General features: G+C 67.6%; 15 protein-coding genes. 8 read left to right on the top strand and 7 right to left on the bottom strand.

The annotated features are described in order from the left end of the window. Nucleotides 1-687 (top strand): pentapeptide repeat-containing protein, encoded by a 687-nt coding sequence (locus ACFQ9R_RS06095; protein ID WP_378989238.1) that lies wholly within the window; start codon nucleotides 1-3, stop codon nucleotides 685-687. On the opposite strand, the gene ACFQ9R_RS06090 is transcribed toward ACFQ9R_RS06095, so the two are convergent. Then, a complete protein-coding gene (locus tag ACFQ9R_RS06090) occupies nucleotides 684-2,024 on the bottom strand; it encodes a glycogen debranching protein (RefSeq protein ID WP_378989237.1) in 1,341 nt (446 codons plus the stop codon). The two genes, ACFQ9R_RS06095 and ACFQ9R_RS06090, sit on opposite strands and share 4 nt — an antisense overlap. A gap of 54 nt (nucleotides 2,025-2,078) precedes the next feature. Beyond that, nucleotides 2,079-2,621, bottom strand: coding sequence for a DUF6069 family protein (locus ACFQ9R_RS06085; protein WP_378989236.1), 543 nt, complete (start codon nucleotides 2,619-2,621; stop codon nucleotides 2,079-2,081). 85 nt (nucleotides 2,622-2,706) lie between these two features. Between ACFQ9R_RS06085 and ACFQ9R_RS06080 the strand changes: the two genes are divergently transcribed. Together ACFQ9R_RS06080 and ACFQ9R_RS06075 are read left to right on the top strand one after the other, a co-directional pair. Next, complete coding sequence (locus ACFQ9R_RS06080) at nucleotides 2,707-3,396, top strand: SDR family oxidoreductase (protein WP_378989235.1); 690 nt, start codon at nucleotides 2,707-2,709, stop codon at nucleotides 3,394-3,396. A 194-nt stretch (nucleotides 3,397-3,590) separates the two neighbouring features. Then, nucleotides 3,591-4,379: a polysaccharide deacetylase family protein gene (locus ACFQ9R_RS06075; RefSeq protein ID WP_378989536.1), complete on the top strand. Its 789-nt coding sequence runs from the start codon at nucleotides 3,591-3,593 to the stop codon at nucleotides 4,377-4,379. A gap of 116 nt (nucleotides 4,380-4,495) precedes the next feature. Here the strand turns inward: ACFQ9R_RS06075 and leuS are convergent, their stop codons facing one another. After that, the gene (gene leuS, locus ACFQ9R_RS06070) at nucleotides 4,496-7,336 is read right to left on the bottom strand and encodes a leucine--tRNA ligase (protein ID WP_378989234.1); all 2,841 of its coding nucleotides are present in this window, start codon (nucleotides 7,334-7,336) and stop codon (nucleotides 4,496-4,498) included. 192 nt (nucleotides 7,337-7,528) lie between these two features. Between leuS and ACFQ9R_RS06065 the strand changes: the two genes are divergently transcribed. The 5 genes from ACFQ9R_RS06065 to ACFQ9R_RS06045 all read left to right on the top strand — a co-directional run bounded on the left by ACFQ9R_RS06065 (nucleotide 7,529) and on the right by ACFQ9R_RS06045 (nucleotide 10,420). After that, complete coding sequence (locus ACFQ9R_RS06065; protein ID WP_378989233.1) at nucleotides 7,529-7,936, top strand: SdpI family protein; 408 nt, start codon at nucleotides 7,529-7,531, stop codon at nucleotides 7,934-7,936. A 613-nt stretch (nucleotides 7,937-8,549) separates the two neighbouring features. After that, complete coding sequence (locus tag ACFQ9R_RS06060) at nucleotides 8,550-8,843, top strand: hypothetical protein (protein WP_378989232.1); 294 nt, start codon at nucleotides 8,550-8,552, stop codon at nucleotides 8,841-8,843. A 75-nt stretch (nucleotides 8,844-8,918) separates the two neighbouring features. Further along, nucleotides 8,919-9,227, top strand: a complete 309-nt coding sequence (locus ACFQ9R_RS06055; RefSeq protein ID WP_378989231.1) for a hypothetical protein — start codon at nucleotides 8,919-8,921, stop codon at nucleotides 9,225-9,227. 494 nt (nucleotides 9,228-9,721) lie between these two features. Then, entirely contained in the window at nucleotides 9,722-9,973 is a 252-nt protein-coding gene (locus ACFQ9R_RS06050) for a hypothetical protein (RefSeq protein ID WP_378989230.1), read from the top strand. A 111-nt stretch (nucleotides 9,974-10,084) separates the two neighbouring features. After that, complete coding sequence (locus ACFQ9R_RS06045; RefSeq protein ID WP_378989229.1) at nucleotides 10,085-10,420, top strand: hypothetical protein; 336 nt, start codon at nucleotides 10,085-10,087, stop codon at nucleotides 10,418-10,420. A gap of 89 nt (nucleotides 10,421-10,509) precedes the next feature. Here ACFQ9R_RS06045 and ACFQ9R_RS06040 read toward each other — a convergent pair whose 3' ends face one another. From ACFQ9R_RS06040 to ACFQ9R_RS06025, 4 genes are read right to left on the bottom strand one after another with little or no spacing between them, the layout of a single operon-like run. Next, the gene (locus tag ACFQ9R_RS06040) at nucleotides 10,510-11,523 is read right to left on the bottom strand and encodes an aminotransferase class I/II-fold pyridoxal phosphate-dependent enzyme (protein ID WP_378989228.1); all 1,014 of its coding nucleotides are present in this window, start codon (nucleotides 11,521-11,523) and stop codon (nucleotides 10,510-10,512) included. Nucleotides 11,524-11,534: 11 nt separating this feature from the next. After that, nucleotides 11,535-12,548, bottom strand: a complete 1,014-nt coding sequence (locus ACFQ9R_RS06035; RefSeq protein ID WP_378989534.1) for a 3-oxoacyl-ACP synthase III family protein — start codon at nucleotides 12,546-12,548, stop codon at nucleotides 11,535-11,537. A gap of 2 nt (nucleotides 12,549-12,550) precedes the next feature. Next, nucleotides 12,551-13,210, bottom strand: a complete 660-nt coding sequence (locus tag ACFQ9R_RS06030) for an SRPBCC family protein (protein ID WP_378989227.1) — start codon at nucleotides 13,208-13,210, stop codon at nucleotides 12,551-12,553. Next, a complete protein-coding gene (locus tag ACFQ9R_RS06025) occupies nucleotides 13,207-14,928 on the bottom strand; it encodes a thiamine pyrophosphate-binding protein (RefSeq protein WP_378989226.1) in 1,722 nt (573 codons plus the stop codon). Before ACFQ9R_RS06025 ends, ACFQ9R_RS06030 begins: the two co-directional genes overlap by 4 nt. Nucleotides 14,929-14,956: the final 28 nt, after the last annotated feature.

Here is a 14,956-nt window from a genome sequence, read left to right as displayed (position 1 = left end):
ATGGCGCGCAAGCGTGAGGTGCGGTTCGAACCGGCGGTGGCGAAGCCGGGGGCGCTGCGACCCGCGGTCTCGCCCGGCGACGATCCGATCGACGAACTGACCGTCACCGACGTCGAATATCGCGACGGGGATTTCGCCGAGCGTCACGTCTCCGGCGTGAGCGTCGAGGCCTGCCTGTTCGACAGCGTTCGGTTTCCGAGCACCCTGCGCCACAGCACCATCGCCGAATCCACGCTGCGGGTCTGCGATCTGGCCAACGTTCAGGCCGATGACTCCTCGATGATCGAATCCCTGATCGAGCACGGTCGTCTCACCGGATTGTCGTGGACCGCAGGTGTTCTCCGCGACGTCCTGATCGACTCCACGCGCGCCGACCTGTCCTCCTTCGCCCAATCCCGCCTGCGCACAGTGGTGTTCCGGGACTGCGATCTACGTCAAGCCGACTTCCAGAGCGCTGAGTTCCGCAACGTCCGCTTCGAACGCTGCAACCTCGTCGGAGCCCGTTTCGCCGGCGCCCGCATCCAGCAGAACCTGCGCTTCGAAGACTGCGACCTCACCGGCATCTACGGCATCACCGCCCTGCGCGGCGCCACCATCAACGGCGGCGACCCGCAGGGACTGGCGTCGACTCTCGCGCGCGAACTCGGCATCACCGTCGAATGGCACACCGACATCGCGGAGAACTAGCCGAGCCAATCGAGCACCGAAGCGGCAGTCCAGGATTGCTGCATACTCCCCAGTGGAGCGCCGGTGAACGGCTCGTAGTACTCGGCGAAGCTGCCGTCACTGGCCTGGCGCAGGCCTTCGGCGCGGAGCATGTAGGAGCGCTCCGCCCAGCCACGGCGGGCGAAGGCCCAGGAGAACAGCCAGCTCATCACCGGCCAGACGGGGCCGCGCCAGTATTCGCGGGAGCGGAAGTCCTTGGCGACCGGTGAGGTCGACGGTGGCAGGGCGTAGCGCAGGTCGGGGTGGCCGCAGAAGCGTGGGCCCTCGAAGGTGTTGAGGAGGGCGCGCTCGGCGTGGCGGGGCAGGCCACCCGAGATCAGCGGGGCGAACATGGCGAGGGTCTCGGTACTGATCCAGCGTTGCAGACGGACGTCGTAGTCCTTTGCGGCGCCGGTCCGTTCGTCGGTGGTGGCGACCACGCCCTTGCGGAAACGGTCGGCCCAGCCGTGCAGTTCGCGGACGTCGGCGTGCGGTTGTTTGTACTCCTCGCCGATATCGGCGAGCACCTCGCAGGCCAGTGCGAAGATCGCCGACACGAACACGTCCTCCACGGCGAAACTCATCACCGAGGTGAGCTGGAAATCGTCGTAGTTCGCGCGCCGCATCTGCTCGACCAGCCACAGGTAGCGGTCGTACTCACGGTCGCTCGGCCGCTGGGTGGGATCGGAGATGATCGAGGTGTCCGCGCGCCGGTACGGCGGAAGATCCGTCCCCGGAACAACATTGGCGTAGGCGCGGTCCCAGCGCGGCGAGTTGTCCATGCCGGATTCCCAGCCGTGATACAGCGTGATCCGCCCGGTTTCCTTCGGGTCGCGGGCATGCGCGAGCCAGCGGTGCCAGCGCACCAGATCAGGCCAGCGGCGGTTCAGGAATTCCTCGGCGACCGCGCGGGTGGAGCGGCCGTGCCTGCGGGAATGATCGAGGATGCGCTGCACGGCGATGGCGTGCACCGGTGGCTGGGTGATGCCGGAGGTGTCGGGGCCGTCGGGGGCGTTGCTGGCCAGCTTGCGACATTCCCACCGCGCGGGCCCGGGAAAGTATCCGTCGACACCGTTGGCGAACACGATGTGCGGGATCATCCCGTTCTTCCACTGCGCCGACAGCAGCGTGTCGAGCTCGACCACCGCCCGCTCCACGCTCAACGGCGCCAGCCCCACCGCCACGAACGCCGCGTCCCAGCTCCACATGTGCGGGTAGAGGCGGGGCGCGGCGCTGGTCATCGTGCCCAGGTCGTTGCCCCGCAGGAGGTAGGCGGCGCGGGCCGCGAGCTGCGTCGAGGTGAAACCTGGGTCGGTCATCTATCTATTCTGCGGTGGAGCAGGCCCGGTGGCATCTCGACGGCACTGTGACGATCAGTACCCGGCTTGACGCGACCCGTTCTGCGCCGCCGACCCGACCGAGCTGAGCATGGTGGTGATGCACAGCCCGACCAGCAGGTTGATCGCCGCGGTCGCGATCTTGGCGTCCAGATCGGCGACCAGCGTGAACGGCAGAATCACCGCGACGGCCGTCAGGAGCAGGCAGATCCAGGTGAAGAAGGTGAGCGGGCTCGGCATCGCCAGCAACAGCACCATCAACAGTGCCGTGGCCAGCAGCGCGGCGCCCGCGGCGGCGATGGCGTAGGAGGTGGTGGAGACGGTGCCGTACGCACCCGCGCCCTCGGGCGAGAGGATCGCGATTCCGAGCACCCCGCGGATGAGCATGATCGCGACGACCACCAGCAACGCGGCCACGACGGCCGTGCCGATACCGCCTGCCCACAGCTTGCCCACATTGACCTTGGGCTCCGGTTCGCCCTGGGGATAGTGCGGCTGGCCCTGGCCGTACTGGGGCTGGCCCTGGTGCTGGGGGTACTGCGGGTCCGCTGGTCCGTAGTTGTACCGGGGATCGGTCATAGTCCGACGGTACTAGTCGTCGCTGTCATCCGCGCGCGGAAACGGCCAGGGTGTCGAGATCTCCGTGCCCGCTAGCGTGGGATGTATGACGGTGACCAGTACTCCCGCCCAGACCGCTCTCATCACCGGCGCGAGCCGTGGACTCGGTGCCGCGATCGCCCGCGAACTCGCGCCCACCCACGACCTGCTGCTCGGTGCCAGATCCGCCGACGCGCTGAAGCCGATTCTCACCGAGCTGCCCGAGGCGACGGGCTGGCCGGTCGCGCTCACCGACTACGCGGCGGTCGCCGCGGCCGCCGAGCCGATCTCGCGACTCGATGTCCTCGTGCACAACGCGGGTATCGCCGACCTCGGAACGGTCGCCGAGTCCTCGGTCGAGCAGTGGCGCGAAACCCTCGAGGTCAACCTGATCGCGGTTGCCGAGCTGACAAGGGTGTTGCTGCCCGCACTGCGTGCCGCGAACGGGCACGTGGTGCTCATCAATTCGGGCGCGGGATTGCGCGCGCATCCCGGCTGGGGCTCCTATGCGGCCGGCAAGTTCGGGCTGCGCGCCTTCGCCGACGCGCTGCGTCAGGAGGAACCCTTGCTGCGGGTGACCTCGCTGTTCCCCGGTCGCATCGACACCGATATGCAGCGGGCGATCGTCGCCGGCGAGGGTCGCGAGTACCGGCCGGAGGAGTTCCTCACCGCCGAAACGGTGGCCGGTGCCGTGCGAACGGCCGTCGACACCCCACGGGACGGGCATCCGACCGAGATCGTGTTGCGGCCGCGCTGACCGCGACGGGGCGATTCGGTATGGTCGCCGATAGCTGCGTCCAGGGGGTCGGCGCTGGAATTCGCACAGAGGTATCCGCTGGTTCAGGCGCTCGATGGATTCGGTGGGTACCGTGCCGCTGATTTGATCGTGCCCTGGCTCGTGGCGAGGTGCACCCGGTTCGAGTAGGGGTTCGGTAAGTGGATAGACGTCGAATGCTGGCGATGTTGGCCGCGGGTACCGCCGTGGCGCTGACCGGCTGCGCGACCGCCGAGGGCGAGACCGTCGCGGCGGGTTCCGGCGGCGAGATCCCCACGCCGCCGCCCGCCCCGACCCCCGTCCAGCCACTGCTCCCGCCCCCGCCGGGCGGGCCGAAGTCGATCATTCCCCCGAAGCCCATCACCGCGCTGCCCGGCCAGGGGCTCACCATGGCACTGACGGTCGACGACGGCGCGAGTGCCGAAGTCGTCGGCGCGTACGTGAAATGGGCGAAGGACACCGGCGCCCGCTTCACCTTCTTCGTCACCGGCTACTACGACTCCTGGACCATCCACCGCGACGCGCTGCGCCCGCTGGTGGAATCGGGCCAGATCCAGCTCGGCAACCACACCTGGGACCACGCCGCCCTGACCAAGATCAGCACCACCGAGGTGGCCGACCAGCTCGGTCGCACGAAAACGTTCCTGCGCAACAACTTCGGCGTCGACGGCACCCCGTATTATCGACCGCCGTTCGGATACCACAACGCCACCGTCGACAAAGTGGCCGCCGACCTCGGCTACACCGTCCCCGCCATGTGGTACGGCTCCCTGTCCGACTCGGGTCTCATCACCGAGGAATACCTGATCGAGTGCGCGCACAAATACTTCGCCGCCCAGTCGATCGTCATCGGCCACGCCAACTTCCCACCGGTCACCCACTGCTACGGCCAGCTGGTCGACATCATCAGGTCACGCAACCTGGCGCTGGTCACGCTGAACGACGTCCTGGAAGTACGAAGCTGATCTCGCAATAACATGGGTAACTCACCGGGCACGAGCTGACCCGCCCACCTCACAAAGCTTGCCGCGTCCCCAACTCTGCCCGTACCCGGGTCTGGCCGAAAGACCCGGGGAGGCGGCTACGGCACGATGTTGACCATCTTCCCCGGCACCACGATGATCTTGCGGGGCGCCTGACCGTCGAGCAGGGCGATGACCTTCTCGTCGGCCAGGGCGGCGGCCTCGATCGACGCGGGGTCGGCGTCGGCGGGGACCTGGATTCGGCTGCGGACCTTGCCCTTCACCTGGATCGGGTATTCCACCGAGTCCGCCACCAGCAGTGCGGGGTCGGCGGCGGGGAAGGGGCCGTGGGCCAGGGAGGTGGTGTGGCCCAGGCGTTCCCACAGTTCCTCGGCGATGTGGGGAGCCAGCGGAGCGAGCATCAGCACCAGGGGTTCCACGGCGGCGCGGGGGGCGCCGGTGGGGTAGTTCTTGGTGAGATGGTTGGTCAGCTCGATCAGCTTGGCGCCCGCGGTGTTGTCGCGCAGCGCGGCCAGGTCCTCGTCGACGCCGGCGATGGTGCGGTGCACCAGGCGCAGGGTTTCATCCGAGGGTGCGGCGTCGGTGGCCTTCACCGTGCCGGTTTCCTCGTCGACCACCAGGCGCCAGACGCGCTGCAGGAAGCGGTGCGCGCCGACGACGTCCTTGGTCGCCCACGGGCGCGAGGTGTCGAGCGGACCCATCGACATCTCGTAGAAGCGGAAGGTATCGGCGCCGTAGAGGTCGCACATCTCGTCGGGCGAGATGGCGTTCTTCAGCGACTTGCCGATCTTGCCGTACTCCTGGGAGACCTCGATCTCGACGCCGTCGGCCCCGGTCCAGAAGAACTTCGCGTCACGTTCGACGATCTCGGCGGCGGGCACGTACGCGCCACGGGAGTCCGTGTACGCGTACGCCTGCACCATGCCCTGGTTGTACAGGCGGCGGTAGGGCTCGCTGCCGGAAACATCGCCCAGGTCGAAGAGCACTTTCTGCCAGAATCGCGCGTACAGCAGGTGCAGCACCGCGTGCTCCACACCGCCGATGTACAGGTCGACACCGCCCGGATCGTTCGGGCCGTGCTCGGCCGTGCGCGGCCCGAGCCAGTACTTCTCGTTCTCCTCGGCGCAGAACGTCTCGGTGTTGGAGGGGTCGGCGTAGCGCAGCTGGTACCAGGAGCTACCGGCCCAGTTGGGCATCACATTGGTGTCGCGGCGGTACTGCTTGGGCCCATCGCCCAGATCCAGCTCCACGTTCACCCAATCGGTGGCCTTGGCCAGCGGCGGGGACGGCTCGGAGTCCGCGTCGTCGGCGTCGAAGGTGACCGGCGCGAAGTCTTCCATCTCCGGAAGTTCCACGGGCAGCATGGATTCCGGCAGCGCGTGCGCCACGCCGTCGGCGTCGTAGACGATCGGGAACGGCTCGCCCCAGTACCGCTGACGGGCGAACAGCCAGTCGCGCAGCTTGTACTGGACGGTGCCGGTGCCGTGACCCTCGGCTTCGAGGTGGCCGATCATCGTCGCCTTGGCCTCGTCGACCGAAAGCCCGTTCAGGAAGCCGGAATTCACCAGCTTGCCCTCGCCGGAATGGACCGCTTCGGCAACGTTCCCACCGTCGATCACCTCGATGATCGGCAGGTTCAGCGCTGTCGCGAAATCCCAGTCACGGCTGTCGTGGCCGGGCACCGCCATGATGGCGCCGGTGCCGTAGCCGCTCAGCACGTAGTCGGCGATGAAGATCGGCACCTGCGAGCCGTCGGCCGGGTTGGTGGCGTAGGAGCCGAGGAAGACGCCGGTCTTCTCCTTGTTCTCCTGACGTTCCAGATCCGACTTCGCCGCGATCGACTTGCGGTATGCGGCAACGGCTTCCGCGGGGGTGGGGCTGTCGTTGGTCCAGCGGGCATCCGTATCGGCGGGCCAGGCGGCGGCGGTCAGTTTGTCGACCAGCTCGTGCTCCGGGGCCAGCACCACGTACGTCGCGCCGAACAGGGTGTCGGGGCGGGTGGTGAACACCTCGATGGTCTCGCCGTCGGCGTCGAACCGCACCTGGGCGCCACGCGAGCGCCCGATCCAGTTGCGCTGCATGGACTTCACGTTGTCCGGCCAGTCCAGGGTGTCCAGGTCGTCGACCAGGCGGTCGGAGTAGGCGGTGATGCGCATCATCCACTGCCACATGCGCTTACGGAACACGGGGAAGTTCCCGCGCTCGCTGCGCCCGTCGGCGGTGACCTCTTCGTTCGACAGCACGGTGCCGAGTCCCGGGCACCAGTTGACGATCGAATCCGATTGGTACACCAGGCGGTACGAGTCGATCAGCGCGCCTCGCTCAGCCGCCGACATGGTGTTCCAGTCCCTTTCGGGGACCGGACGCGCGCCGGTGGCGAACTGCTCTTCCAGCTCCGCGATCGGCCGGGCCCGACCGGCTTCCTGGTCGTACCAGGCGTTGTAGATGCGCAGGAAGATCCACTGCGTCCACCGGTAGTACTCGGGGTCGGTGGTGGCGAACGAACGCCGCGGGTCGTGGCCGAGGCCCAGCCGGTCCAGCTGACGCTGCATGGTCGCGATGTTGGCCTCGGTGGTCACCCGCGGGTGCGCGCCGGTCTGTACCGCGTACTGCTCGGCGGGCAGACCGAAGGCGTCGTAGCCGAGCGCGTGCAGCACGTTGCGCCCACGCATGCGGTGGTAGCGGCCGAAGACGTCGGTGGCGATATAGCCCAGCGGGTGGCCGACGTGCAGGCCCGCGCCCGAGGGGAACGGGAACATGTCCTGGATGAACAGCTTGTCGGCCGGCGTCTCCCCGGCGAGCGGCCCGACCGGGTTGGGCGCGTCGAAGGTGCCGCGCTCGGTCCAGTTCTGCTGCCAGCGGCGTTCGATCCGCCCAGCCAGCTCGGCGTTGTACCGGTGCTGAGGTACGTCAGTCTCGGTTGCACGAGTGTCCTGCACGGTCCTGCCTTCTTGTTCTCGCCGATCCCCGGTAAACATCGTCTAACAGCGTAGAACGTGGACGCGAGGCGATTTCCCAAGGGCCGAGAACATGCCGCGCGGCCGCGACGGCACGCGCCGTCGGTGTGTGGCCGGTCACGCTCGGCGGGGAGCCCTGATTTCGGGCCTTTACGGGTGCGCTAGCCTGCATGAATGGTCGTCGTCGCTCTCCTGTTGTTCGCGCTGGCCGCGGTCGCGATTGTGACCGGCGTGCTCGGACTGCTCGGCAAACTGCCCCGCAACCGCTTCCTCGGTGTCACCACCGAAGCCGCGCTGCACAGTGACGACAATTTCCGCATCGCCAATCGCATCGCCGCCCCCACCTCCGTCGGCGCGGGTGCTCTGCTGTTCGCCGGCGGACTGGTCGTGCTGGTCGCCGGTGGTCTTGCGAGCGTCGGCGTAGCCGCACTCGTCGCGGTCATCGCCATTTTCACCCTCGGCGCAGGCGCCAACGCCGCCGCCCGCACAGTAGAACCCCTCCTCCCGCCCGCCCCCGTCGGCGGCTGCGGCTCCTCCTGCGGCGGCTGCTCACTCCGCGACACCTGCGCCCCCGCCAACTAACCCTCTAGCGGCAGGGTCCTGCGTTCCGGTACAACAGGAGGCAGGACCTTGATCGGGGGGAATTGTGAAGGTTGTTGGGGCTGGGCTTGTTCTTGCGCTGATCGGGGCGATCACTACCGGCTATTCGGCGACCGCGGGGATCGTGCTGATTGTCGTCGGGGCGGTCGCTGTGGTGGTCGGTGGCGTTCTCGCCTTTCGCGATCCCGGAAGTTCTCGGAAGTCGAAGCGGTGGTGGGCCGCGGGGTCGACCGCGGGCGGGGTCAGCTGGTTCGGTGACGGCGGCGGGCAGTCGCACGGCGGCGGTGGGGGAAACAGCGGCAGCGGTGGGCACGGTGGCGGCGGTTGTAGCGGTGGCTGCGGAGGCGGCGGCTGTGGGGGTGGCGGCGGCGAATGATCGCTGACCGCACCCTCGACAGTGGTTGAACCACAAGGGGATTGCAAGGACGCGCGGTTACGGTCGGCCTCGACATACCGAAGGTAGGGCTCGTGCGTCTCAGCAATGTCGCCGCCACTGTTCTCGCCCTCTTGTCGGAGGGCTCGGCGTGGTGGGAATCGTGGCCTAGGTAATTCGGTGTCGCCGGTCTGCGGCGGCGCTCATCTCGGGGGAGGAACCATGGTCTTTGTCGTGGCGTTCATCGTCGCTGTAGTCGGGCTGTTGCTCGGCGGTGGTATCGGAGCAGTGCTGCTGGCGACCACGATCGTGCTGGTGCTGTTCGGGCTCGTCATGCTCGGTGCCACACCGGAAGCCAGAACCGAACGCGACGCGGCCGCGGTTCGTCGGGCGCGTCGGCGTGCGACGTCGGGGCAGGTGCGGCGTGCGACGAGCCGGAGACGGTCGGCGTGGTCGAGTGGAGGTGGCCGCAGTGATTCGTCGAGCGGTGACTATTCGTCGACCAGTGGTGATTGACGGTCGCTGCTGCGACATCGTTTCGCACGGAAAGCGTTCGGGTACAACGTAGTAACAACTGATCTGGGGGGAATCATGAAGGTATTCGGGCTCGGACTGGCACTGTTCTTCGTCGGATTGTTCATCGGCGCATTCGAACCGGTGCTCGGTGTGCTGGTCATCTTGGTCTCGGTGGGCTTCATCGCGACCGGTTGTGTCCAGCTCAACCGCGCGTCCGGACAACGACAGACGCACTCCGGCGGCCGCCGCGATCGGGGTTGGGCCGCGGGCGGAGCCGCTGCTGCGGGCACGTACGGCTCCGGCGACAGCGGTAGTAGCGGAAGCAGTTGCGGCGGCGGCGGCGGCGGAGGCGGTTGTGGTGGGGGCGGCGGCGGGGGCTGCTGACCGGGCGTTCTCATCGCTGGTCGACCGCAAGGGGATTGCAAGAACGCGCGGTTACGGTCGGCCTCGACATACCGATCCAGGTAGGGGGTCCCCATGAACTTCATCGATGTGATCGCCACGTTGCTCGCGATCGTCGTAATCGCGGTATTTGCCGTTCTGGTCATCGGAGGTCCGGTGGTGATCATCGGGATGATCATTCGGGCGACCGATACCCCGGCCGACAGGACCAGGCGCGCGCAGCGGGCCGCGAATCTACAGCGGGCGCGCACCCACTCGCGGACACGGCGCTCGGGCTCGAGTGGCTGGAGCTCCACGGACAGCAGCTGGTCCAGCGGCAGCGCCTGGTCGGCGAGCAGCGACTCCGGATCCAGCAGCGGCAGCAGTTGCGGCGGCGGCAGTAGCAGCAGCTGCGGTGGGGGAAGTAGCTGCGGTGGGGGAAGTAGCAGTAGTTGCGGCGGCGGAAGTAGCTGCTGATATCTGAACGGACAATCCTCATGCTCTACGCTGCGGGAATTCTGGTAGCTCTGGTCGGGCTGATCGCCGCCGGCCATTCGCCGCTGGCCGGCCTCGGCCTGCTGGGCTTCGCGGTGACACTGCTGACGATCGGCGGTGTGCTGAGTTTCCGGAATTCGCGCCGCTTGCGGTCGAAATACCAGCGTCTGCGGATCGATACCGGCGGCAAGGCCGGTCGACGAGGGATCGACGACGCGGACTCGCTGAGCGCGACCTACGGCGGCGGCGACTGAGGACTGTTGCCGCGTCGGGCTGCCTGAAAGCGAATTGCAAGGACTCGCGATTACGGTCGGTCCAGACATACCCGGTCGCACCACGCGATCGACATTCGCAGGAGGTTTCCGATGGCAGCTACGCGTTCTGACCTGCGGGGGAGCAGGGAGTACATGGCCGGGGCGCTGGTGCTGCTGATTGTCGGGCTGATCTCCGCGGCATACGGATGGATGTTCACGGCGGCGATCCTGTTCGGCTCGCTGGTGTTCTTCGTCATGGGCGTCACCCGGATCGTGCTGCGGCCGAAGCGGGGCACCGGTGGCGCTGCGCGCAGGTCGGGATGGCTTGCCGCGGGGAGTGCCGGTGCCGGGTTCGCCGGGACCGGTGATGGTGGCAGCGGGGGTAGTTGTGGTGGCGGGAGTGGGTGCGGCGGCGGGGGCGGCTGCGGTGGTGGCGGCGGGTGCTGAACCGCGGATGACCGGGACCTGGTGGAGGGGGCCGGGTCCCGGTCGTGGTGACCCGGCCGGTGGCCGGGTCGGGTTCCGTTGTCGAAGGGTTACCGCAGGTCGACGAGGGCGGCGTGGACGGCGTGCCCGGCGGCAGGATCGCCGACCGTGATGCGAGCGCTGCCGTCCGGGTAGGCCTTCGCTTTGATACCGGCGCGGCGCAGGGCGGTGGCCACGCCGGGTCCGGGTAGGTAGAGGAAGTTCGCGTGACTGGGCGGTACGTCGATTCCGCAGGCGCGCAGAGTGATTCGCAGGCTGTCGCGTTCGCGGTTGATGCGGTCGACCCGGTCGCGGAGTTCCGTGCCCGCCGCGTAGGCGGCGCGCACCGCGGCGATGGATGCGGTGGGAGTGCCGAAGGGCAACTGCTGGTGGCGGATTCGTTCGATCAGTTTTCCGCGGCCCACGCAGTAGCCGATCCGCAGCCCGGCCAGTCCGTACGCCTTCGAGAAGGTCCGCAGGATCAACAGATTCGGGTGACGGTGCAGCAGGGTGTGGATATCGAGACGGTCCGCCGGATCGAGGAATTCGACGTAGGCCTCGTCGAGGAGCACCGGTACGCGGTGCGGTATCGCGGCGAGGAAGGAGCGCACCGCCGTCGCGTCGAGGACGGTGCCGGTGGGATTGTGCGGGCGGCACAGCACGACCAGGCAGGTGCGCCGGTTCACCGAGCGGCGCATGGCGGTCAGATCCTGATTGCCGCCGGAGTCGAGGGGGATCGGGACAAGGGTCATCCCGGCCATCTCGGCCATGATCGGGTAGCCGTCGAAAGTGGGTGTGCCGGTGAGAAGTTCACCGGTGCCGAGCGCCCGCATCACCTGCATGGCGACACCGGTGGCCCCCGCGCCGACCACCACATCGTCGGGCGAGACCCCGAGGTGGTCGGCGATCACCCGCGGCAGTTCCTCCGGCAGGAACTCCGGATACCGGTTGGCCTGGGTGAGCGCGGCATTCACCGCTGCCAGCACCGAGGGCAGTGGGGGAAAGGGGTTCTCGCTGAGACCGAGGTCGAACAGCGTGGGCGTCGCCGTGGCATGGAACCGACGGGAGGGGATCGTCGGTTCCACCAGCCGCACAGTCATCGCGCCGCGCCCCAGCGAATAGCCGCCGCACCGGCGAAATCACCCGCGTGCGCGAACGCCGACAGCAGAACCACCGACCCGTTGCGCAACCGGCCTGCTCGGTTCTCCGCATCGAGAGTGACGGGAATGCCCGCGGCGAACAGGTTTCCGCACTCGTCGAAGGTATCGGGATGACGTTCGGCGGGCAGCTCCAGCGCGTCGTGCCAGTTGCGCAGGAACAGCCGGTTGGGCTGATTGGTGACGAAGGTGTCGATATCGCTGCTCTTCACCCCGATCCGCTTGCAGACCTCCAGCGCCACCTCCGGCACCAGCCGATTGCCACGCGCGAACACCTTGGTGATCTTGGATTCGGAGAAGCTCACGCAGCCCTGGCCCTCGCCCGGCTCCCAGTACTTGCGGGGACCGTTCGTGGAAAAGTCCATGTCACCGGCGAATTCGGGATAGGTGCGGGTTTCGATATCGAGGATCGGGCCCGAATCATCCTTGCGCAGCAGGCCGATTCCGCACCCGTCGCCCGGCACCGGCGCCTGCGCCAATTTCCGGATATCGGGCTGGGTGAACACCGGGCCCGCACAATTCTGCGCGGCGACGATCAGCGCGGTCTTCGCCTCGCTGGTGGCCATCATCATCCGGGCCATCGCCATCATCTGGACGAACGCGGCGCACCCGCTGTTGTGCACATCGAGTACCTGCGACGGACGAGCGCCCAGCCGGCGAGCCAGTTCGGGGCCCGCGCCCAGCACCGGATTGTCGGGCAGTTGGGTGTGAGTGATGATGATGTCGATCTCGGACGCGAGGTCGGCGCCGTGGCGTTCGCGCAGCTGGGCGAAAGCCTGCTCGGCCATGTCGACGGCGGTCTCGTCGCGGCCGATGTGATGACGGCCGGTCGGCGAACGGAACATCACGTTCTTCGCCATCCGCTCCGAGCGGGAGAACTGGGTGAAGTAGTCGGTCGGGACGGGGTCGCCGGGCAGATAGCTCGCGACGTCGATCAGACTCACCTGCGGCATGTTCACTGCATCCACTCCGGCTTGATCGGCAGCCCGTTGGCCGCGCGGTATTCACAAATGGCTTTGAGGTTGTCCAGCTCGAGCTGGTGTCCGGCGGAGAACATCTCCCAGAAGTCGCCCACCCAGACGGGCCGCTTCGGCGGCGCGGTTTCGGGGTAGCCGTTCTCGTCGTAGAAGGGGTGCTTGCAGTTGATCCACGTCACCACCGAGCCGGGTTTGTTGAACACCACCTGGGCGTCGACTACCCGCATCAGGTAGATCATCCAGAGGTGCTCGGACTGGTCCCACGCGCAGTGATAGTCGACGGTCATCGCGTCGGGATGGGCGACGGTGCGGGTGAAACACTTGGTCGCGTCACCGAGACGGTCGTAGGACAGCCACAGGCCGGGCTCCTCGGTTTCGGTGAATCCGCGCAGGCTGTAGGTCCATTCCTCGAGCGAGCGGGTGTCGGCGAGGTATTCGTAGACCTCACGCGGCGGGGCCGCGATGTAGGTCTGCACGGGGCAGTAGTCGCCGAAGATCTGGTCGTGCGGATACACCGACCTCAGCATGTCCATGATGATCGGCGTTGTGGTCTCGCGGTCGGAGTTCTCGATGCGGAGGACGCCGGGTACCACCTCCTCGGGGATGTCGGACAGGGCAGGCAGGGCGCTGGTGGTCACGGTGTGCTCCTGGATGATTCGAGGGCTGACAGAAAGGGGAGGAAAGGCGGGACTTCGTCGGGGTCGCAGAGGATTTCGAGGAACGACGGCCCGGTGGCGGCGAAGCTGAGATCCAGTGCGCCGGACAATCGGGGGGCGTCGTAGACGGTGCGGGCGGGCAGCCCGGGGAACATGGCGGCGATGCCCGCTCCCAGATGTGACGGCTGAAAACGGTTGAAGCTGTAGCGGTCCCGGTAGTAGAGCTGTTCACGGGTGACGCACATGGCGTGCGCGTTGTTGTTGAACACCACGAAGGTGATGGGCAGGTCGTGTTCGATCGCGGTGTGGATCTCCATGCCGTGCATGAAGAACGAGCCGTCACCGGCGATGACGACGGTGCGGTGCGGGCCGTCGGGCGCGTCGCGGCGGGCGAACGCGGATCCGATACCCGCACCGAACGCGTAGCCCATTCCGCCCATCCCGAGTGCGACCGTGAAACGTCCGCGCTCGGGTACCCGTAGGTAATGCACCACTGAAGCGCCGGTGTTACCCGCGTCGGCGAAAATGTCGGCGCCCTCGGGCAGCGCGCGCTGGATCGCCTCGACGACGGTGCGATAGCGCAGGCCAGGTCCCGCCGCTGGGGGGACGGGCATCGGCGTGAGCTCGGCGGAACCCCGGCTCGTTGTGGCCCCCGCTCCGATGTCGGCCAGCAGCGTCGCGATGGTTTGCGCGAGATCCGCGCTGGTGGCGTGGGTGGCCGCGAGGTACGGCGCATGTGCGCCGATGCTGAGGACCGGCAGGTCGGCGAGGGCCGCGTCGAGCCCCGCGCGGGCAGTGACCGGGAGGCGGGTGCCGACGAGCAGGCAGGCGCTGGCCGCCGACACGGCTTCGACCAGCTCGGCATGGCCCATGCTGCCCGCCACACCGCAGTAGCCGGGACCGGTGTTGGAGTACACGTCCTTGGCATCGGGGGCCACACCGATGGCGGCATCGAGTGTGGCGACCAGTTCGGCGAGTTCCGCACGGGCATCGTCGCGGGCGACCTGGTCACCGGCGATGATCACCAGTTTCCCGGTGCGCTGGGCGTTGGTGAGTTCGGTCGCGATCGTGTGCGGAGACGTCGCTGCCGGCGAAATCGGCGAGGCGCGATCTGGCCGTGCTCCGTCGGATGGGGTCACAACGGCGTCGAACTGTCGCGCGACGATGACATCCGGCATCAGTTGCTGCTGAACATCTTTCGGTATCAGCAGCACCGCCGGTCCACCACTCTCCGCGGCTGTGATCGCCGCGGCGAGCTGTGCGGGCAGCTCGAGCGGATCGGTCACCCGAGCGCAGTACTTGCTGATCGTCGCGAACAACGCTGCAGCGTCGATGGATTCGGACAAGCCGCTCGAATCCTGAAACGCGCCGAGACCTTCCAAGCTGGTCGGTGGCTGTCCGATCAACGCCAGCACCGGCACCCGGGATGTGAACGATTCGGCAAGTCCGGCAACGAGATTGACTGCACCACCGCCGGACGTGGCGGCCACGACACCCAGTCCGCCGGTGCTGCGCGCATATCCGTCGGCCATGGTCGCCGCGGAGAACTCGTGCTTGGCGACGATGCCGGCCGGTGCGCCGTCCGCCTCGAAGATCGCGTCGTAGAGGTCCTCGATATTGGCGCCGTCGACGCCGAAGATCTCGGTGATTCCCCGGTCGGCTACCGTTCGTACCAGGTAGTCCACCACTCTGTCCGGCATCGGACCTCCTTCTCCGCGACGAAATGTG

The sequence above is a fragment of the Nocardia sp. NPDC056541 genome (assembly GCF_042794235.1).
In the GTDB taxonomy this organism is placed as follows: domain Bacteria; phylum Actinomycetota; class Actinomycetes; order Mycobacteriales; family Mycobacteriaceae; genus Nocardia.
The sequence above is the reverse complement of the archived record's forward strand: the minus strand, read 5'-3'. Positions and strand labels throughout refer to the sequence as shown.